The 19,725-nt window shown below is 59.1% G+C and carries 23 protein-coding genes and 1 tRNA gene; 22 read left to right on the top strand and 2 right to left on the bottom strand.

The features are described from left to right. The first annotated feature begins 2 nt into the window (after positions 1 to 2). From EXN68_RS05250 to EXN68_RS05150, 22 genes are all read left to right on the top strand, one after another. Positions 3 to 77: transfer RNA gene (locus EXN68_RS05250), tRNA-Met, on the top strand. A 95-nt stretch (positions 78 to 172) separates the two neighbouring features. Then, positions 173 to 634 (top strand): gp436 family protein, encoded by a 462-nt coding sequence (locus EXN68_RS05245; RefSeq protein ID WP_125146867.1) that lies wholly within the window; start codon positions 173 to 175, stop codon positions 632 to 634. Next, on the top strand, positions 631 to 1,113 hold the full coding sequence (locus EXN68_RS05240; RefSeq protein ID WP_142839875.1) for a phage virion morphogenesis protein: 483 nt from the start codon (positions 631 to 633) through the stop codon (positions 1,111 to 1,113). Before EXN68_RS05245 ends, EXN68_RS05240 begins: the two co-directional genes overlap by 4 nt. After that, on the top strand, positions 1,110 to 1,739 hold the full coding sequence (locus EXN68_RS05235) for a hypothetical protein (protein ID WP_142839874.1): 630 nt from the start codon (positions 1,110 to 1,112) through the stop codon (positions 1,737 to 1,739). The genes EXN68_RS05240 and EXN68_RS05235 overlap by 4 nt, the downstream gene beginning before the upstream one ends. Continuing rightward, positions 1,732 to 2,259, top strand: a complete 528-nt coding sequence (locus EXN68_RS05230; protein ID WP_142839873.1) for a phage baseplate assembly protein V — start codon at positions 1,732 to 1,734, stop codon at positions 2,257 to 2,259. Before EXN68_RS05235 ends, EXN68_RS05230 begins: the two co-directional genes overlap by 8 nt. 12 nt (positions 2,260 to 2,271) lie before the next feature. After that, a complete protein-coding gene (locus tag EXN68_RS05225; RefSeq protein WP_142839872.1) occupies positions 2,272 to 2,538 on the top strand; it encodes a hypothetical protein in 267 nt (88 codons plus the stop codon). Between the two features lie 14 nt (positions 2,539 to 2,552). Beyond that, entirely contained in the window at positions 2,553 to 2,951 is a 399-nt protein-coding gene (locus tag EXN68_RS05220; protein ID WP_142839871.1) for a GPW/gp25 family protein, read from the top strand. Then, positions 2,948 to 3,886 (top strand): baseplate J/gp47 family protein, encoded by a 939-nt coding sequence (locus tag EXN68_RS05215; protein ID WP_142839870.1) that lies wholly within the window; start codon positions 2,948 to 2,950, stop codon positions 3,884 to 3,886. The genes EXN68_RS05220 and EXN68_RS05215 overlap by 4 nt, the downstream gene beginning before the upstream one ends. Beyond that, positions 3,883 to 4,515, top strand: a complete 633-nt coding sequence (locus EXN68_RS05210) for a phage tail protein I (protein ID WP_142839869.1) — start codon at positions 3,883 to 3,885, stop codon at positions 4,513 to 4,515. Before EXN68_RS05215 ends, EXN68_RS05210 begins: the two co-directional genes overlap by 4 nt. 15 nt (positions 4,516 to 4,530) lie before the next feature. Continuing rightward, a complete protein-coding gene (locus EXN68_RS05205; protein ID WP_142839868.1) occupies positions 4,531 to 6,795 on the top strand; it encodes a hypothetical protein in 2,265 nt (754 codons plus the stop codon). A 13-nt stretch (positions 6,796 to 6,808) separates the two neighbouring features. Beyond that, positions 6,809 to 6,976, top strand: a complete 168-nt coding sequence (locus tag EXN68_RS27620) for a hypothetical protein (RefSeq protein ID WP_193559499.1) — start codon at positions 6,809 to 6,811, stop codon at positions 6,974 to 6,976. Then, positions 6,948 to 8,420: a hypothetical protein gene (locus tag EXN68_RS05200; protein ID WP_142839867.1), complete on the top strand. Its 1,473-nt coding sequence runs from the start codon at positions 6,948 to 6,950 to the stop codon at positions 8,418 to 8,420. The genes EXN68_RS27620 and EXN68_RS05200 overlap by 29 nt, the downstream gene beginning before the upstream one ends. A gap of 2 nt (positions 8,421 to 8,422) precedes the next feature. Continuing rightward, positions 8,423 to 8,854 carry a hypothetical protein gene (locus EXN68_RS05195; protein WP_142839866.1) on the top strand — a complete coding sequence of 144 codons (432 nt, stop codon included), beginning with the start codon at positions 8,423 to 8,425 and terminating at the stop codon, positions 8,852 to 8,854. Between the two features lie 161 nt (positions 8,855 to 9,015). Further along, positions 9,016 to 10,272 carry a phage tail sheath family protein gene (locus EXN68_RS05190; RefSeq protein WP_142839865.1) on the top strand — a complete coding sequence of 419 codons (1,257 nt, stop codon included), beginning with the start codon at positions 9,016 to 9,018 and terminating at the stop codon, positions 10,270 to 10,272. Between the two features lie 12 nt (positions 10,273 to 10,284). Beyond that, complete coding sequence (locus tag EXN68_RS05185; RefSeq protein ID WP_072493227.1) at positions 10,285 to 10,830, top strand: phage major tail tube protein; 546 nt, start codon at positions 10,285 to 10,287, stop codon at positions 10,828 to 10,830. Between the two features lie 19 nt (positions 10,831 to 10,849). After that, entirely contained in the window at positions 10,850 to 11,362 is a 513-nt protein-coding gene (locus EXN68_RS05180) for a hypothetical protein (protein ID WP_142839864.1), read from the top strand. Positions 11,363 to 11,507: 145 nt separating this feature from the next. Further along, complete coding sequence (locus EXN68_RS05175) at positions 11,508 to 13,784, top strand: phage tail tape measure protein (protein ID WP_142839863.1); 2,277 nt, start codon at positions 11,508 to 11,510, stop codon at positions 13,782 to 13,784. Continuing rightward, on the top strand, positions 13,781 to 14,254 hold the full coding sequence (locus EXN68_RS05170; protein WP_142839862.1) for a phage tail protein: 474 nt from the start codon (positions 13,781 to 13,783) through the stop codon (positions 14,252 to 14,254). The genes EXN68_RS05175 and EXN68_RS05170 overlap by 4 nt, the downstream gene beginning before the upstream one ends. After that, a complete protein-coding gene (locus tag EXN68_RS05165; RefSeq protein ID WP_072493223.1) occupies positions 14,254 to 14,469 on the top strand; it encodes a tail protein X in 216 nt (71 codons plus the stop codon). Before EXN68_RS05170 ends, EXN68_RS05165 begins: the two co-directional genes overlap by 1 nt. A 4-nt stretch (positions 14,470 to 14,473) precedes the next feature. After that, on the top strand, positions 14,474 to 15,475 hold the full coding sequence (locus EXN68_RS05160) for a phage late control D family protein (RefSeq protein ID WP_142839861.1): 1,002 nt from the start codon (positions 14,474 to 14,476) through the stop codon (positions 15,473 to 15,475). A 166-nt stretch (positions 15,476 to 15,641) separates the two neighbouring features. Continuing rightward, positions 15,642 to 16,445 (top strand): DNA adenine methylase, encoded by an 804-nt coding sequence (locus EXN68_RS05155; RefSeq protein WP_080823372.1) that lies wholly within the window; start codon positions 15,642 to 15,644, stop codon positions 16,443 to 16,445. Between the two features lie 82 nt (positions 16,446 to 16,527). Continuing rightward, positions 16,528 to 17,007: a hypothetical protein gene (locus EXN68_RS05150; protein WP_142839860.1), complete on the top strand. Its 480-nt coding sequence runs from the start codon at positions 16,528 to 16,530 to the stop codon at positions 17,005 to 17,007. A 257-nt stretch (positions 17,008 to 17,264) separates the two neighbouring features. On the opposite strand, the gene sthA is transcribed toward EXN68_RS05150, so the two are convergent. Together sthA and EXN68_RS05135 are read right to left on the bottom strand one after the other, a co-directional pair. Further along, a complete protein-coding gene (gene sthA, locus EXN68_RS05145) occupies positions 17,265 to 18,668 on the bottom strand; it encodes a Si-specific NAD(P)(+) transhydrogenase (protein ID WP_142839859.1) in 1,404 nt (467 codons plus the stop codon). Positions 18,669 to 19,159: 491 nt separating this feature from the next. Beyond that, positions 19,160 to 19,693, bottom strand: a complete 534-nt coding sequence (locus tag EXN68_RS05135; protein ID WP_142839858.1) for a DUF1003 domain-containing protein — start codon at positions 19,691 to 19,693, stop codon at positions 19,160 to 19,162. Positions 19,694 to 19,725: the final 32 nt, after the last annotated feature.

Genomic DNA, 19,725 nt, shown 5'->3' with positions numbered 1-19,725 from the left:
TCCGCGGAGTGGACCAACGGTAGGTCATCAGGCTCATAACCTGAAGGTTGGCGGTTCAAGTCTGCCCTCCGCATCCAGATACGGGGTGGGAGCGCCGCGAGGGGAAACCCGAAGCCCACCGGTGGTGAGAGTGCCTCCGGAAAACAGCGGCAAATTCTTGAGGACCATATCCATGATCGCCTATGCCACTCTTGCCGACCTTGAGGCACGTTTCCCGAACGAACTGACGCTTGTCGCAGCAGACGAGCAGACCGGCATTCGCGATGATGACCGCATCGAAAAGGGTCTGGCCGACGCCTCTATCGAAGTCCGCGCCATTCTGGCTGCTCGATACTCTCCGGCCGAACTGTCCGCCCTCGACCAGAACTCGCTCGATGCGCTGCGCCTCTACACCATGGACATCGCATTCTACCGCATCGCGCTTGCCTTCTCCCGCTCGTCCGAGAACATCAAGGAACGCTACAACGCGGCGATCAAACGCCTAGAAGCGATCGCCGCCGGCAAGGGCGCGTTGACCACCACGATTTCCGGTGGTGGCGATAATGGCAGCGCCGGCGGCGATGTCGGGCAGAACGAAGTTATTCTGGAAGCTCCGGAGCGCATGTTCACGCGTGAAAGGCTCGGCCGGATATGAGCGGGATCTCGATTGTTCTGGATGTGTCCGATCTAGAGACGGCCGAGCGGAAGCTACGGCCGCTCTTCGACTTCGAAGCCTCCGAACTCATGAGCGCGATCGGCGCGGTTGGCGAAAACCAGACGCGCCGGCGTATTGCCGAGGAGAAGACAACGCCGGACGGCACGCCATGGAAACCGAACCATGCCGGCACGCCGATCCTTGTGGCAACGGGCCAGCATTTGCTGTCGTCGCTGGTGTGGACCGCCTCGGCCGAGGAAGCCGAGTGGGGGTCGACGTGGGAATACGCCCACGTTCATCAGGACGGTATGACGATCGTCCCGAAGAACGCCGATCGTCTGGCCTTCCAAATCGGTGGCCAAGCTGTCTTTGCCAAGGAAGTCGAAATCCCGGCCCGCCCGTTTGCCGGCCTTTCGGAAGAAAACCGGCGTGAGCTGCTCGATGTCGTCACTGATCATTTCGGAGGGCTGCTGCAATGATCGAGCCGAAACCGCTTTCCGCGCTCCTTCTGGATGACCGGCTGTTGCCCCTGCAGTCGGCGATTGTTGCCCGGCTGCAGGCACTGCTGCCCGGCGTTGCCGTTGTGCGCCATCCGGGAAAGGTCGATATTTCCGAGCTGATAGCCAAGAGCGTCGTTTCCGCTCCCGGCGTCGGTATCGGCTGGAGCCGCATTCGCGAGATCGCGATTGTCGACGGCTCCTTCAGCCTTTCCGTCGAGTGGACCGCATATATCGTCGCTGAGGCGAAGGCGATCGACGGCAGACGCGTGGAAAAAGAGGCACTGGCGCTCGCGATCGGCGCACGCCTCCTGCAAATCCTCGGCGACGATGACACCGCGATGTGGGGCCTGACGGGCATTCTGCCGCCAGAGACCACGCCTCAACCCGAGCTGAAGCCGCTCTTTACGGTTCGTGATGCTTCGCAGGGTGTGGCCTATTACACCGTGACCTGGACTCAGATCGTGGTCGACCTCGGCGAGACGGCTTTCCCGACAGACGCCGGCGCGTACAGCGAAGAGGACAACTGGATCAAGTTCGCCAGTGACGCGACGATCGAAGCCATGCGGCCTTTCATTCCGGCGAAAGAGGAGCCGGACAATGCGTGATCCGGTCGAACTGGAGCTGCGCCGGCAGGCCGCCCGCACCGAAGCCGCAGAGCGTCGTCTGGCACAGACGGTGCTTTATGGAAAAGTCGCGGAGAAGGATTCCGAAAAGCGCCGCCTTCGCTTGAAGCTCGGCACGTCCAGCAAGGGCGATGACGTTCTGTCGCCGTGGCTGCGTTGGCAGGAAGCCGGCGTCGGCAGCCTTTCGATCCACGGCGAACCGGCCGTGGGCGAGCAGATGATGATGCTCTCGCCCTCCGGCACGATCGGAGCCGGCTCGATCGCAATGCGCGGCTCCTATGACCGGGACCACGCCGCGCCTTCGAAATCCTCCGATACCGCCGTCATCACGGCCGGCAAGGGCCGCATCGAGCTTGGGCCTGACGGCATCGAGCTGATCGGCAACGTTCGGATGCGCGGCGGCACCTTGGAACACGAGGGCGTCTACATCGGCGAAAAACACAAACACACCGAAGTGCGGCGCGGCGGCGAAGTGTCCGGCCCGCCCGAATCCGACAACTGAAGGAAACCTGAAATGGCGAAAGCACCCCGCAACACTCCAGCGACCGACGCGGCCGAACAGCCAGCAGTTCCTGCCGTGGCCACACCGGACGATGGCAAGAAGGACTATGTCGTAACGGAAACAGCGCCCACGCGTGTTGCCGACCGTCGCGTCAAGGTGGGCGATACGCTCCGCCTGTCCGAGCATGAGGCGCTTGCTGAAGAACTCGCTCAACACATCCGCCCGGCCGGCTCCGCTGAGAAGGCCGACGCCGGCGCTGACGCCTCAAGCGACGTTTAAGGGGCTTTTGAAGAATGGCAGGAGCGTTGCGCATCCGTTCGGGTTTCGACCAGAAGACAGGCAGGATCATTACCGGTCCGACCCATCTTGCACAGTCGCTCGGCAAAATCTGGCACACCCGCATCGGCACCCGGATCATGCGCCTGTCCTTCGGCTCGGACCTTCGGTCGCTTCTGGCCGAGGACTTGTCGCCGGCGCTTGCGCTCCTGCTTTACAACGAAATGGTGGCGTCGGCCGCAAGGTGGGAGCCGGAATATCGCATCACGCAGCTCCAGCTCGTCAGGATGACGGAAGGCGGCGCACTCGGTATTCGCCATGGCGGCCTCTATTATCCTGAAGGTCGTTTCGGGAATTACGAAAAGGCCGTGGTTCTCGGCCTGTCGGCGGCCAGCGCTGTGAGGTTCGCGGCATGACACTCGAAACCATCGACCTTTCGCGTCTGCCTGCTCCTGAAGCTATCGAGGCGCTTGATTTCGAAACGCTGCTCGCAGCCTTCAAGGCTCGCTTTTCGACCGCGTGGAATGCAGCACGGGCGAAAGACCCTTCCTTGCCTGCTTATGACACCATCGATCTCGAAACGGACAGCGCCAACATCGCTGGCCAAGCGTGGTCGTGGCTGCGCCTGCTTGATCGCCAGCGAGTGAATGACGGCCTGAAGGCCTTGCTTGCCGTTCTGGCCACCAAAGGCAACCTTGATACGGTAGTTGCAGGTAAGAACGTGCAGCGCCAGGTCATTATCCCTGCGACTGGTGACGCCGCTGCCGTCATGGAAGGCGACGTCGCTCTGTTGCGCCGATATCTTCTGGCTTACGACCTTCCGTCTTCGGCGTCGGCCGGGCGCTATCTCTATGATGCGTGGACCGCTTGGCCTCAGTCGGCCGACAGGACACTTGGGCTTTGGGATGCGCGTGTCAACGGCCGGGCCGTGCATGGCCGGCGCGGTGATACAGACGTTGTGCTGATCGGACCGGGCGGCCGGTTGCTGACCTCCGGCGAACTGGCAATGATCCGGAGCGCCGTCGCGCATCCCGACCGCACACCGGAGGCTGTTGGCCTCTCGGTCATGTCGGCATCGCGGCAGGAGTATCAGGTCGCGCTCACTGTCGAGGTCGCCGCCTCGGGACCATCGCCGGAGCTGCTGAAGGCGGAAGCGGAGAAGCGCGTCATTGCCGCAGCGACCGACCGGATCGCGATCAACGGCGAGGTTCCTGCAGCGCTGCTCTCGGGTGCTGCTTATGGGCCGGGCATCGTCAAGGTGATCGATCGCGCTCCGGTGATCATATCCGCCGATCCTTACGCGGTACCGGTTATGACCAGCCTCGATATCACGGTCGAGGTGCGCTCATGAGCGAGGCTTTCGAAAAAGCCCTGATTGCCGGCATGACCGACGATCTGCCTGTTCCTTATGACGTCATCATGGACCCGTACCGTACACCGGCGCGCTTCCTGCCATGGCTTGCCGCACATCATTCCGTCGATCTCTGGTACGATGACTGGTCCGAGGAGCGGAAGCGCGAGATGATTGCGCAGTGCGCCGGCTTGTCGACTGACTATCCCGCTTCACCCTTGGCGGCATTGAAAGGCACGCTTGTCGGCCTGAAGCGCTATCTTGCTTTTGTCGACGCCGATATCGTTGACCGCATTGCCCATCCGGCCCGGTTCACCTTCGGCCGTGCCGTCATCGGCCGCACGCCGATCGCGCACCAGCCGTTCACCGCCCATTACCTAGTGCACGTCACGTTGCGTGCTCCAAAAAACCATTTCCAGATCGGCCGATCGGCTTTCGGCCGTGCCGCTCTCACATCCGTCGATCTTGAGCCGATCCGCCGCGCACGCCGGGCCATGGTCACCGCCAAGACGCCGGACACCCTTTACACCGTCACCTTCGCATGGCGTCGACCAATCACCCTGCAGGACGCCGTCACGATCGACGGCGGCACTTCGCCGGGCGGTTATCGCCAGCGCCAATATCTTTGATACGAGGACCTGCCTATGCCCCGCGTTACTTTCTCGAATGCCGAAATCGCCGATCACAGCGACTTTGAAAATATCAGCCTGTTTGCGCAGCAGGACATTGATGGCGTCTGGCGGGACGCAATCGGCTATCCAGCGCACTGGTCGCACTTCACGGTTGCCCGCAAGTCCGTGCAAGAGATCACCGTATCGCCGGGCCGGTATGTTGCCGGTGAGAAAGTCTACGCGCAGGCGGCGTCCAAGGACGTCAACCTTCAGCTCCAAATTCCGCCTGCGGCGTCTGATCAGCGCTGGGTGGCCATCCTGCTGCGCGGCGAAGAAATCACCGAAACGGCGAGTAGGCCGTTCGAGACATCGCAGGACCCTGAGACATCAATCCCGGTGCAGCGCGTCACCCCCAAGACTGTCCGCCGCGTCGTCAATCTGATCGTGCAGGCTGGCGAGGCGAACCCGGTTCCGGCAAAGCCGGTGGTCGCAGAGACCGACGCCTGCATCGCGTTCGTTCTCCTGAAATCGACGGGTGTTGATGTCATCGAGCCGGGCAACGCCAGTCGCGTCAAGACGCTCTACGAGGTCGAGGGCCGTGTAACGGCGCTGGAAATAAATCTTTCCGGACTCTTCCTCCGTACCGAAACCATCGAGACGCAAATCACCAACATCGCCACGCGCCTCACGGAAATTCCTCGCCCGGCGATTATTCGTCAGATGCAACGCGATATCGGTGCCGCTCGGCTGAAGGTGGATTTGCCCGACGAAGCCCGCGCCTATGTTTATGACAACGGCCTCATCCCCGATCGGTGGGACATGCAGCATGTCGACTGGTTGGCACGCGTCGAAGAAGGCGTTCGCTTTGGATTTGCCGCGATGACGCAGGCGCGTCTCGAAGTGCAGGCCGATGACAATCCGCAGATCGCCTTCCGGAACCGCCGCATGATCCCGGCCTTTGACGAGGTGGTGAAGATCGAGAACACATCACTCGACAGCACGCTCAACATCTCCCAGCTCGTCCACACGCAGACGACTTTAAAGCGGCTTGAGGCATCCCGCGTTCGACTGACCTATGGACCGACCATGGGCGCATGCGAAAACGCGGCGGGTTGGGCTGGCCTCGGCGGAGACGCCAGAGTTGGACAGATGCTCAATGTCGCCGGCGAGCAGTTTGAAGTGGTAGAAATCCGGGCAAATCTCGGCGTCGGTCACCAAACCTACGGCGTGCGCCAGATCCGCTACGAAATCTATAGCGAACCGTATTGGGAGTACGTCACCGAGAAGGTTGGGATGAACGGCTCCATTTACGCGCAGTCGTTCCTTGTCGCCCAGCCTATGCTGATGACGTCGATCGACCTGCATTTCGCCAAGGTTGGACTTGATGGCGATGTTCACGTCGCTGTGGTCGAGGTTTCCACAGGAGGCACGCCGTTGTTTGACCGTGTGCTTGCGGTGAGCAAGATCGAACACAAGGACATGGCGGTGGGCTGGGTGAATTGCGTCATGCCCTACACGCTGATGGAGAGCGGCAAGCGCTACGCCATCATGACCGTGACGACCGGCGCACATGCGCTGTCGGTTTCCACCGGCAACAAGTACAGCGGTGGAACGCAGTTTATCTGCACGGACGGCGTGTTCGCCCAAGGCTCGATGGACATCGACTTCTGCTTCAGGGTGAAGGGACCGCGATTCCACAGCCCGCGCACCGTGGTCCCCATGCAGGCTCTCAATCTCGCTGACGGCATGACCCAGATCGATATGCTTTTCTCGGGTTGGGTACCGGGCGGCACAGCACTTGTGTGGGAAATCCGCCCTGTAGGAACAACCGCGTGGGTCGAGCTGGATGACGGCGACCCCACCACCAACCCACTCGTTGGCTTGCCTGCATCGGTGGAGCTGCGCCTCGTGATGGTCGGCACGGCTGATCTTCAGCCGATGATCCAGCTCGACGCGACCGCTATCTCGCGGGTGGCCAGAAACCGCACCAACATGAAAGCGGTCACCAAAGCTTTCGATTTCGGCATCTCAACCAGCGCGATCGTGACGCAATACACGCTCGATTCTTTCGACCCGGCTCATCATACCTTCACACCCCGGATCATGGTGGGCAACAATGTTATTGCTCCTGGCACAACGGAAGTCACGATCGACCCGAGCAACCCGGCGCGGCGAACCTTCCTCTCTACCTATTCGCTCGGCGCTGCCACACAGAACGCCCGCATGCATTTTGCGGCGAACACGGACAACCCTGTCACCGTCCCGTTCCTTCAGGACGGCTTCATTTCCGCCCTTTAGCCCCGAGGCATCCATGAAAATTGATGAAAAGAAGACCTATGACGTCAAATTGAAGCGGCCGGTGACGCTCGGGCCGTTTCGGTATCGGCCACTCAACAAAATCGAAATGTCCGGCTCGGTTTTGAAAACCGTCATCGAGCAGGAAGGGGAGGATGTCATTGACTACGCCAACGCGCAATAATCGCTATCAGCTTCCTTCTTGGCCTCCGACCGAGTTTACGGTCGATCTATGGAACGCGGTGTTCGGCGACCTTGCTGACCGTATCACTGATCGTGAGCAACTCGAAGCGACCTTCGAGACACTGAAGGCGCAGGGTATTCAGGCGTCACTCGACTATATTCAAGTCAATGTCGCGCCGTATCTTGCCAACCTCAAAACATCGATTGACCTTGCGCAAGCGCAAATCGACCAGATCATCATCGGTGGCAAAGCACCCGACACGCTGAAGTTTGGCGGCAAAGAGCCTTCGTATTACGCGACGGCGCAGGCGCTGTCTGACGGTCTGGCGAGCAAGGTGCCGAACTCCCGCAAGGTGAATGGTAAGGAACTGTCGGACGATGTGGTCTTGGCGAAGGGTGATGTCGGTCTGGCGAATGCTGATAATACAGCTGACAAGGACAAGCCCATCAGTGATGCGCAAAAGGCGGCACTTGAAACGAAAGCCAGTCGGCGAAATCGACAACTGAACCCGGCTTTCCAAGTTTGCCAAGACAGGGCTCTTGGCGCAACTGTCGATGTCGGTACCGCTCAATACGTCATGGACGGCGTCCATGTAAATTCCACGGGTGGCGGCGTTCTCAGGGCGGGACAAGTCGCATCTGACACGCCCGGCGGTTCGCCGTACCGGTTCAGAGCAACCGTTCTTACTGCCGATGCCGCTTATGGCACGGGAGACTATTACGGAGTCGTATTTCCGATTGAGGGTATCGACGTTGCCGACCTCAAATTCGGAACGGCTGACGCTGTGCCGTTCGTATGGCGCGGCGTTGTGAAGCTTCCTCAGGGAAATTACGGTCTTTCGTTCACCAACACTAGCCTCACCCGATCCTACGTCAAAATGTTCACGGTGACGGCGGCAGAGGCGAACAAGGATAAACTGATAACGGCGGTAGTTCCGGGGTGCAAAACTGGCACGTGGGTGAAGGACAGCAGTGCTTCTGGAATATCCGTTAGAATAACGCTTTCCAGCGGCAGCAGCTTCCTTACGGCCCAAGAAAACGAGTGGGCCAACGGAGATTTCGTCGCCACGACGTCCCTTACCCCGTTCATGGCAACGGTGGGGAATGTAGTAGAGGTGGCAGACATCGGCCTTTACGCCGGAGGGCAATTGCCGGAATGGGAACTCCCCAACATTGGCGACGTCTGGCGGGCTTGCTTGCGGTACTATTTCCGCTCGACCATCCCTAAGGTTGCGCTTCCGGATAGCATCACGGGAAATGGAGCGGATGTGCGAACTAAGTCTTGTTACATGGACATCGGAACTAGAATGCGAGCTATCCCCAGTGTTGCCGTAAGCGCCGGTTTCACCGGCTTTGGTGGGGTGGAAACACTTACGGCGTCTATCAATGGAAGGCAGGACACCTTCCAAGCCAACAACCTATGGGTCGCTGACGCGAGGGTTTGAGAATGATTACTTCTATTCGACGGACTTCTCCACCGCCGTTTACGTCCATTCTGATTGTTATGGGCGACGGGACTTCGTGGGCAGATGATCTCTCCATCCCCGCCGATACCCATTTGCGCCGGATGCGGGATGATTGGCTGGCGGCGGGCAACGTGCCAGAAGCCTACGTTCCGCCCACTCCAGAAATCCCGCCAATCCCACGTCTTGGCTTCTGGCTTGCCGCCGCTGAAATCGGCGTCACCAAAGCGGGCGTGAAAGCCCATATCGACGCCATGCCTAACGGCATCGAGAAGCAGCAGGCGATCGTCTATTTCGAGGATGCCCAGCTTTATCGTCGGACCGATCCGCTGTTGAACCAAATGGCCGAGCTTGAAAACATTTCTCAGGCGCAGCTTGATGATCTTTGGGTTTGGGCGCTTGCGAACTACGCCTGACCGGATGGACAGGCGTCCTTAAATAGGTCATTAAATGGGCTTCAAGGGCGGTTTCGACCGCCCTTTTTTCATGGTGCTGACGAGTGTCAGCCACCTACCATGACATCTGTCAGCCATATTCCCCGCAAGTTGCGTGATAAACTATTTTTCGGGGACCGCTTATGTCTGGCACCACGGATTTCGTCGGCGTACGCCGGTTTTCCAATCTTCGTTCGACTGTCGCAAAGATCGATACTCGCGACAGCACCAAAATCGGCATCGTTGCGCCGGCACCCACGGCCGACAACGCCGCCTTTCCGCTCGATGAGCCTGTCAGGCTCTCCCTCGACAATGTCGAGCAGGTTGCGAAACTTGGCACCGGCGTCGTTCGCGACACCGTCGACCAGCTCCTGTCGGAAGGGATTGTCACCGATCTCGCTTTCGTCCGGACGCAGCATTCGAGCGCCGCAGCTCCGGCCGAGAAGCTCTCCGAAGAGACCAACCACATCGTTGGTTCCGCCGGCGCAAAGACCGGTATGTACGCGCTGCTCGATGCCAAGAGTGAGCTGAAGATCGAACCGGGCATCATCATTTCACCCGGCTACATGACTGCTCGCCTCGGCGGAGCGGCCAATCCGGTTGTCGCGGCCGCCCGCGTCGTAGCCGATCGCATCATCGATTGCATGGTGATTGGCGACACGCCGTCCACCTCGATCGAGGCGGCCATCGAATGGGCTGAGGACTTCGCGACGGCGCTGAACGTCATCGGGCTTTACCCGCAGGCCGTGGTCAACCTTGGTGCTGGTAACGTCACGCGGGCGCTGTCCCCACATATGGCAGGCGCGATGGTCCGGCGCGACAAGGAAACTGGCGGGCCCTACAAGGCCTCATGGAACCGGCCGCTGACCGGCGTTCTCGGTCCATCGGTTCCAGTCGGCTATACGGACGGCGATATTTCCTCCGAGGCCAACCAGCTCGCGCAGGCGGGCGTCGGCACCATCATTGAAGGCAATCTGCTGTGGGCACCTTTCACCACGGCGACCGACCCGACCGTCAATAGCTGGCGCTCGATTAAGAAAATCCGGACACGCCGGGCGATCGAGAAAGCCATGCTTCGCCCGATGCGGCAGTACCTTTCCGAGGACATCACGCCACATCTCGTGACCCTGATCTACCGTGCCGCTGACCAGTTCCTGTCCGACCTGAAAACGCTCACCGCCATCATCGACTACGAGCTGATCTGGTCGAAGGCGCTGAACTCGGCGGCAATCCTCGAAGCCGGCGCATTGCGCGTAAAAATGCGGTGGGCCGAAACGCCCGATCTGGTCGATCTTCAGCTCTACGACGAACCGATGCCCGAGGCCTTCGATGTCCTGGAGTCGGCGATCGCGTCGGCGCTGGCCGCTCTCGGCAATTCCAACATTCGCGTTACCGCGTAAAGGAGCCTTCATATGGATCGCATTATTCGCGGCGCGAACTGGTACTGCGGCGAGATCAACCAGCGCCTCCGCATTGACGAAACGACGCTGCCGGCGCTGAGCCGGGAAATGTTGCCGATGGTCATGGGCGGCGGCTGGTTCGGCTTCGAGCTGCCGGCGGAAATCCAGCCTCTTACTTGCGAGATGAGCGTCAACGGCGTCCACGAGGACCTCAAGACGCGTTTCGGCCGGGAACCCGGTGACTGGACGACGATCGCCTATTACGAGGCGCTGCTCAATGTATTCCCGGCCAACTCCACGGGTGAGGCCAATGCATCAGCTTCGCCTCAGTTGAAGGGCCGCACCGTTATCCTCAAAGGCTTGCTCAACAACTTCGAGCAGGGAGGCGTCAAGGGGCAGAAGTCTACGGCGGCCACGCGGCTCCGTTGGTCTTCCATCGTTCTCTATCAGGACATGATGGATGGCAAAGTCATCCACAAGTTCGACATCCAGAACAACACCCTGATCATCAACGGTGTGAATTACACGGCCGAGTTCAACAATCTGATCTCGGCATGATAGCCAAAGGGCATCGTACATGCAGAAAAGCGACGACACTTTGACCGCCCGTGTGGCGGTCCCTCAGTCCAAGTCGGACCCCAGCGACGTGGAATTCGAAGAAATCCCGCTTCCGCCCCGCGATATGTGGGGCGATAGCGTCACTGCGGCATCAGGTGCATCGACAGAAGCGACCTCCGCCGTGGTTACAAAAGGTCCGGACAGGGAGATCGAGACGCTAGATTTTCTTCTCGAAGAAAACTCTGATGTGCTTCGGAACATCCCTCTGAAGTTCCCCTTCAATTGGCAAGGAAATCCCGTTCGTACGATCTCGGTTCGCCGGCTGACAACCGGAGAAGTGGGAAACATCATCGACAAACGGCCCGCTGACGTTCCGGACAACTTCGACATTTACGGCGCTATGACTGGTCTACCGGCAAGCGTTCTGAGAGGCCTGATCTCCGATGACGGTGAGCTTGTTGCGGAGGCTTGTTACGATTTTTTGCCCCGCTACTTCCGCCCGGCGGAGATGGACCAGTCCGCATCGTCATAAGGCTGACCGACTGGCGAAAGGTAACATCTCGCACTGCGGCGGTACTGACCGATCTTTCCACGGCATTAGCTATGCCGTGGGATGAAATGCTGCGCTGGTACATCGAGGCCGACGCAATTTACAAGGAAACGTGGGACCGCCGACGATGAGCACTATGGATGTTTCTCTGCGTTTGCGGCTGCTCAACCAGCTTTCCCGCCCGGCTGGTGAAGCCGAGCGCGACCTTAGAGACCTCAAGAAGACCGCTGAGCAGCTTGGCCGCGTCAAGGGCGGCGACACGCTCTCACGAGGTCTCGTTGACGTTGGTCGTAAAGCCGACGCTGCCAAGATCAAACTTGGTCAGATTGAAAAAGAGGCCGATCAGCTTCGTCGGGCGATCGGCAAAACAGGGTCCGGTTTCGATAACTTCAAAGCTGATGCAGCTAAGGCGGAAACGTCCTTAGCGAAGATCAGGGATCGCGCCGATAATACGCGGCTCGCTATTGCTCGTATCGGCGACGGCTTTGGGAACCTGAAAGCAGATGCAATATCGGCTGAGGCCAGCCTGAAGGGCATCGAGCAGCAATCTAACGTCACGCGAGCTGCGATCGGCCGGATCGGCGATGGCGCTTTTTCAAATTTGAAGGCCGATGCGGTCGCTGCCGAGTCGGCGATAAAGCAGATTGGCACGGCGGCCGATGCGGCCGATGCGAAGCTCCGGTCGGTGCGGGGATGGTCGGCCGGCGGGCGCGGTCCCCACTCTAGCAGCGGTGCACCCGGCACTCGGATGTCCACGCTGGAAGGCGCAGTTGATCAGTTCGGCCTACCTGTCGCCATCGGAGCTGGTGGGGCCTATCTTGCCGGTGCGCTTCCGGCCGGGGCAGCGGTCGCGGGCGGAGCCGCGATAAATGCGGCGGGCAAAGACGAATTTTCAATGGACCAGTTGCAGACGACTGGCGGGTTCGATGAAACGGAACGCGAAAAATACCGTCAGATGCTCGGGCGCGCAGGTGCTCGGCGCGGTGTCGGAACCCAAGGTGCTATGGGCGTCTTTGGTGCGTTACAGGCCGGCGGGCTTGCCAGCGCAGACGCTGCGACAATGACGGATGACGTCCTTGTTTTTGCGAAAGCAACCAATTCAAACCCTGAAGACGCTGCAAATACTTCGATTGCTTTACGCAACAACATGAAAATCCCTGCCAATCAGATGATGCGCGCATACGACACGATGGCTGTCGGTGGAAAAGAAGGGCAGTTCGAGGTCAAGGACATGGCTCGCCAGTTTCCATCGATGCTCGCCGCTATGGCTGCTCAGGGTTCTGAAGGCTTCGAGGGGGTCAAATTAGCTACCGCCATGTCTCAATCGATCCGAAAAACCACTGGTTCCGGCGACCAAGCGAAAACCCGATTTGAGGCGCTCCTCTCCGACCTGACCGCGCCAGAGGTTGTCGATCGCGCCCAAAAGATGGGGTTTGACCCGAATCAAACCAAACAAAATGCGTTGAAACGGGGGGATGATCCCGTTCTAGCTATGATCGAAGGCTATCGAAAATTGATTGGCGGTGACGAGCCAAAGTTCAAAGAACTGTTCCGCAACAGCGAGTCCTATGCAGGTCTGGCGGCGATTTTCAAAGACATCGATGAGATGAAAGCGATGGTCGGGCGAATGGGCGGCGCCGAAGGTACGATCGCAAAGGACTACGAGACCTCAACGGGCAATTTCGAAACACAAAAAGATCGTCTTTCCGCGAACATTGGCACAAACATCAAATCACTTGCGGCACCTCTGCTTCCGCTTCTCACATCTCTAGCTGAGCATGCCTCTTCCGCAATGGAACGTGCTCGGGAAAATGAGCAAAAAAATCCTCTCTCCGTCGCGCCAGCGTACGGCCTCTTGGAGTGGTTCACCAAGCTTGCCGTCGATACTGGTGGCGAAGGCCGGCCATCCGCCGCGAAACGGTTTCTTCTTGGCGATGCCGCCGATCCCGATTTCAGCTTCCGTAAACACATGGCCATCGGTGGCGGAACAAGCGGAGACCTTGGTGCATCAACTGGAGCCATACCAGTTCCGACACCGAGGCCCGCCGAATTCGGGCAGGCCGCTAAAGAAGGGATGGCGGCCTATAATAGCGCGCTTTCCAGCGAGGGAGAGGCGGCAAAAGCTGAGGCGAGTAGCATCGCGGACTACATTAAGTCTGTACTCGGCTTCACAGTGTCGCCGACGATTTCGCCCACATTCGTCCCTCCTGCATCAGTCCCAGCGCCAGCGCCCGCCGGTGAGAAGCACTCTTCGTTGCAGCAATCCAGCAACGTCAGGCTGACACAGAACATTACAACGCCGAATGCCAAGCTTGCCGCAGTGAAGGCCCGGCGGGAGCAGTCGCGGGCGATCGAGCAGGCGCGCTCTCGTTCGTTCTATGACCTCGGCCCGAGGCTGGCATGAGCATCTTTGTTGAAAACGGCGCGCTGATATCGATCGGAGGCGCGAGGCTTTGCATAATCGGGATGAACCCCCAGCGCGTCAGTTACTCGTCTTCAGCGCGCTTTCCGGCCCATCCTGTGCAGGGCGGTTTGAGGTATCAGGCGACGGGTCCGGACGCCGAACTGGTGACGATCGAGGCCATGACCTTTCCGCATATTTTCGGTGGTCTGGATTCGGTCGCCATCCTGAAAGCACACCACCGTCGCCAGTCGATCGTCCCGTTCATTCGCCTACGCGGAAATTACCTCGGTGAGGCGCTTGGTCTCTGCGTCATCGAAACGCTCGACTACGATGAAGAGCGCCTGCATCCGGTCGACGGCGTCGGCCGACAACTCGACGTGACGATGGGCCTGATCATCCTGCCGGAGTCGACCCCGTTTTCCTCTGTCGGCGTTTCCAGCCTCGGGGATATTCTCGGAGGTGCTTTCTGATGCAATACGTGGTTCCCTATGGCGGAGAACGTCTCGATCGCATTGCCAAGAAAGTCCTTCAAACCGAGCGCGAAGGCACCGTTGAGGCATTGTTGACGGCAAATCCCGGCCTCGCGCATCTGGCTTCAGCGATAGTTCCGGCAGGCACAATCATCACCGTGCCAGAGGATTTCGCGCCGGCCCGCACCGCAGATTTCACTCTGGCTTGGGAGTGACGTCATGAAAACACCGATCGTTCGCATCACGGGCCAGTCCGGAACCGACCTGATTCCGAAATGGAAATCTCTGCTCGAAAGCGTCACCTATACCGACAACGAGGGCGGCGAGGCTGACGAGCTGGAGATCACTTTCGTTGTTGCTCCGCCATTTCCTGCCCCGCCACCAAAAGGCACGCGTTACGTCTTGGAATACGGATGGGCCAAGGAAAGGCTTCGGAACGCAGGGGTGTTTACCTATCAAAATTCCGGCCTCAACAAGTCTGCAGGTGACGCGTGGACTATGACCATAACCGCGAGGTCGGCCGACTTCGTTGAAGCCGATAAGTCGGCCGACCTAGAGCATTATGAAAACACGATGGCCGGCAAGATATTCGAGAAGCTTGCTGCAGAAGCCGGGAAATCGGCCGTGGTCGATGGCGATATCGCGAAGGTCGAAATTCCTTATCGCTTGCGATTAAATCAATCCGCGATCGGCTTCGGGCAAGCGCTGGCTGACGAGGTCGGCGGCTCCCTGAAGCTTGCTGGCGGGAAATGGATCGTGACGGCGAAGTCGTCCGGCCGGACAGCTACCGGGAACGCTTTGCCCGCGATCGTCATATCTCCCGACATCGTCTTTGACGCTGGCCTGACGTCTGAGGGCCGACCTGAATATGGCACCGTCGCTGCCGGCTACTTCGATGAGGACGCCGGCGCGTGGGTTGAAGAGAAAACCAGCGGCAAGGGCAAAACCTCCAGAACCTCTATGCTGCATCCAGCACCATCATCCGCTGAAGCCAAAGTGCGCAGCAAGACACAGGCGACCGATCTGGCGCGGGCAACCGTGGCCGGCAGTCTAACGATCGAGGGCGATGTGGAAGCTATGGCGGGCGCTCCGCTGTCGCTGCCCGGCTTCGGTCAATGGGCAGGAAGCACACTCAGCGCCGGCAGCATCTCCCACGCCTTCACCTTCGATGAAAGCGGAGGCTGGCTGATGACTGTCGAAATCGCAGCAAAGGATACATAGGCAGCAATCGCGACCCGGCTAGACCGGGTGGCCTGAGGTGCCTCGTGCACCCCAAGCGACGGGCCAAAGTTTGGCGACCTAACCCGTCCGACAGCACTGTTCGATAACTGTCACACCCGTACCCTGCAGGGCGGATTTGCTGTGACTGAGTCGAGAGATATTTGAAATGGTGAATCTGATGCCAGTTGCTCCGGCCACTCCTCCCGCCCCTTATATCGGTGGAAAACGCGTTTTGGCGAAAGCCATCATCGCCCGCATTAACGAAACGCCGCACGAAAGTTACGCGGAGGCGTTTGTTGGCATGGGTGGTGTCTTCCTCCGAAGAAATCTTCAGCCGCGCATGGAGGTGATCAACGATATCAGCGGCGATGTCGCTAACCTCTTCAGGATATTACAGCGGCACTATCCGCAGTTCATGGAGACGCTGCGATATCAGGTTACGAGCCGGCGCGAATTTGATCGTCTGTCGCGCACTGACCCTTCCACATTGACCGATCTGGAACGGGCAGCGCGGTTTCTCTATCTTCAAAGAACGGCTTTTGGCGGAAAGGTTGCCGGGCAGAACTTCGGTGTCTCGATGCAGGGCGCTCGCTTCAATCTCCTGAAGCTCGCTCCGCAACTGGAGGCGATCCACGAACGGATGGCAGGTGTCGTCATCGAGCAACTTCCTTGGCGGCGCTTTATTGAACGTTACGACCGGGCGGGAATGCTGTTTTATCTCGATCCGCCATACTACGGGAACGAGACAGACTACGGCTCCGGCGTGTTCGCTCGTGAGGAATTCGCCGAGATGGCGGATGTCCTCGGTCGGATTAAAGGCCGCTTCATACTGTCTTTGAACGCTGTTCCAGAGGTCTATGAGATTTTCAGGATTTTCAAGATCATGGAAATTGACTGCACGTACTCACTGCATGGTCAAGGTCAGGCCAAAGCCGTAAGGGAGGTCATCATCACGGGTGGCGCTGGATAGCGTCACTCAAGGCTGGATGACATTCACCATTATATTCGCAAGCGGCGTGTGCTACCGAAGTACCTAAACAGGAGAGATTTTGATGGCAGTTTTCAAATTTGGCCTCGCGGCCGTTATTGTTGCGTTCTCAACGCTGCCTTCGTTTTCGCAAGATTTAAAGATTTCAATCCGAGCAGCGGGATACAGTGAAGCTGATGTCCGCGCCGCGCTGACGGTTTTTCGCAACGCTTGTCGACCCCTCGGAACAGAGTTTTGGGATGACGTCGAAGAAGTGACCGTTAACATTCAAAAGGAAGTGGCAGACCATAGGTTGGCCCGTGGTTGGGATACCAGTTTCCAGCTCGCATTGAAGTACGCTGAAAATCCAAAGCGTGGTCCGTCGTTCGCATCAGGAACAGGTGTCTTGGCCGGGCACACTCTTCATTACAGTTTGGGTGGCGGTCGAACGCCGGGATATCTCGCGTCGAAACGGTCCTCTCAATATCTCTGTGGGCTGGCTATAAGCCCCAACGGTGAGGACGTTTTTCAGTCGGTTCCGGCGCTCGACATACTGGCCAATTAGCGCAATAGGATTTCGGTAAGTGTTGCCATGCGATTTTGCGCTCCGCGCCATTCGATTTTGCGCGCTACACCAAGCCCGAGGATGACGGAGGCGGTATCGTGGCTGTGGAATGAGTCTCTCAGCCCAAGGACTTGGGTTGGCTGGACCACGGATCAAGTCCGGGGTGACGGAGTGGGGATGTTACGACCTTACCACAAGCGCGCAAGGCAACTTGCCATGCCTCTCGGCAGCTTCGCACCCCTTTGAAAATCCGCCGATCAATCCTTCTTGATCTCACCCATGCGGTTCCAAGCATCCAGCCCGGCAATCTTGTAGGCCTCAGCCAGCGTGGGGTAATTGAACGTATTCTCCACGAAATATTCCACCGTGCCTTTGAGGTTCAGCACCGCCTGGCCGATATGCACCAGTTCGGTTGCGCCTTCGCCGACGATGTGGACGCCCAGCAGGCGGCGGGTTTTCAGCGAGAAGATCATCTTCAAGAGCCCGCTGTCGAGGCCCATGATATGGCCGCGGGAGGTCTCGCGGAAATGGGCGATGCCGCATTCATAGGGAATGCCGCGTTCTATGACTTCTTCTTCCGTCAGCCCGCAGGTGGAGATTTCCGGCACGGCATAGATGCCGTAGGGGAAGAATTGCGGCGGTTCGCCGGCCGGTGCGCCGACGGCATGGCGGGCGGCGATGCGGCCCTGTTCCATTGACGTGGAGGCAAGGCTCGGGAAACCGATGATATCGCCGGCGGCATAGATGTTCGGCACCGAGGTCTGGAAGGTTTCGGGATCGACCTTCAGGCGGCCACGGCTGTCGGCTTCCAGCCCGCAGGCCGAAAGGTTGAGCGTATCGGTGGCGCCGACACGGCCGGCGGCAAACAGCACCGTCTCGGTTTTGAGGACGCGGCCATTGCCGAGCGAAACGAGGCATTTGCCACTCTCGTCGCGCTCCACCTTTTCCGCCTTCTGGCCGAAGATCAGCTTCATGTTGCGGTCGCGCAGCTGATAGGTGAAGTCCTCGACGATTTCCTTGTCGATGAATTCCAGCATGGTCTCGCGCGGTTCCACCACCGTCACCTGCGTGTCGAGCGCGCTGAAGATCGTCGCATATTCGATGCCGATGACGCCGGCGCCAACCACGACCATGGAGCGCGGCAGTTCCTTGATTTCGAGAATCTCATCCGAATCAAGCACCGCCTGGCCGTCGAAGGGAATATGCGGCGGCCGGTAGGGCCGGGTGCCGATGGTCAGCAGGATGGAGGTGCCGGTGACATTCATGATCTCGCCGTCGTTCTTCACCACTTTCATGGTATTGGCGTCAACGAAGCTTGCCGTGCCGCGAATGTGCTGCACGCGGTTGCGGGCAAACTGGTGCTCCAGCACCTCGACTTCGTGATCGAGCGTAATGAGCAGGCGGCGGCGCAGATCGTCGGCGTCGATCTCCTGCTTGACGCGGTAGGAGCGGCCGTAAAAACCGCGCTCACGCCAGCCGGTGAGGTTGAGCGCGGTTTCGCGCAGGGTCTTGGAAGGAATGGTGCCGGTATGTACGGAAACGCCGCCGACGCGGCTGCCTTTCTCGATGACCAGAACCTTCTTTTCGAGCTTGGCGGCCTGAATGGCGGCCCGTCTTCCCGCCGGACCGCTGCCGACAACAATCAGATCGAACTGGTGCATGAAAAACCCCGGAACAGAATGCATTGCGATAACCGGATGTCGCATCCGGCACGGCGTCGTCGCGAAATGGTCGTGATGCCATTTTGACGATGGGGAGTGATTCCCCCGTCAACCTTGCCCGCAAGAGTGCAATGCAACAAACGCCTGCGTCAATCTGTAGCGCAAGATTCTGACGGATTCGTAACTGGGGGTGAATTTTCAGTGGACCGACCGTGCCTGGGGCTTACCCCCCTCTGCCCTGCCGGGCATCTCCCCCTCAAGGGGGGAGATCGATCTGCGGCTAGGTCTCGCCCTCTCTAAGCTTGAGGATGAAGCGATGAAAGAGCCTCTTGCCGATCTCCCCCCTTGAGGGGGAGATGCCCGGCAGGGCAGAGGGGGGTAAGGCCACACGCGCCTCCGTCCACTATACTCCACCCCCCACCCGGCAGGCCTGCATGCAGGATAACAGCACGCGGCATGGCGGGGAAAAGCGGGGATGAATTTTGCCGGTGTCAGCCGTCCTTGCGGGTGACGTGGTGGTGGAGTGCGGCGAGGTCCTGTCTCAGCGCCGCAAGCTCGGCCAGCACCTTGACGTCGATCTTTTCATGCAGCGACAGCACTTCCAGCTCCGCCTTCAGGTTCACCTCGTAATCCTTGGCGGCTTCGAAACGATCGCGGGCGGCCTGGCGGTTCTGTGACATCATGATGATCGGCGCCTGAATGGCGGCCAGCATGGAAAGCAGCAGGTTGAGGAAGATGAACGGGTATGGGTCGAAGGCGCCTGTTGTCAGTATTATGGTGTTGATGATCGCCCAGAAGATCAGGAAAAAGCAGAAGCCGAGGATGAAACCCCAGGAACCGCCGATCTTGGCGATATTGTCGGCCAGCCTGTCGCCGAGACTGGCGCCGGCGGAAAATTCCGCATTGATGTCGCTCGAAACCAGCTTCTTCTGGTGCGACAGTTCCAGAATGTGGCGCTCCACCTCACCAATTTCGCGGGAGGAACGTTTGAAATGCGACGTGATGTAGTCGGAGATATCTGACACGGTGTGTCTCCGGTTTTGATGAGATGCCTGCG

The sequence above is a fragment of the Martinezella rhizogenes genome (assembly GCF_007002745.1).
Lineage (GTDB): Bacteria > Pseudomonadota > Alphaproteobacteria > Rhizobiales > Rhizobiaceae > Agrobacterium > Agrobacterium cucumeris.
This window is presented reverse-complemented; position numbering and strand designations above follow the sequence as displayed.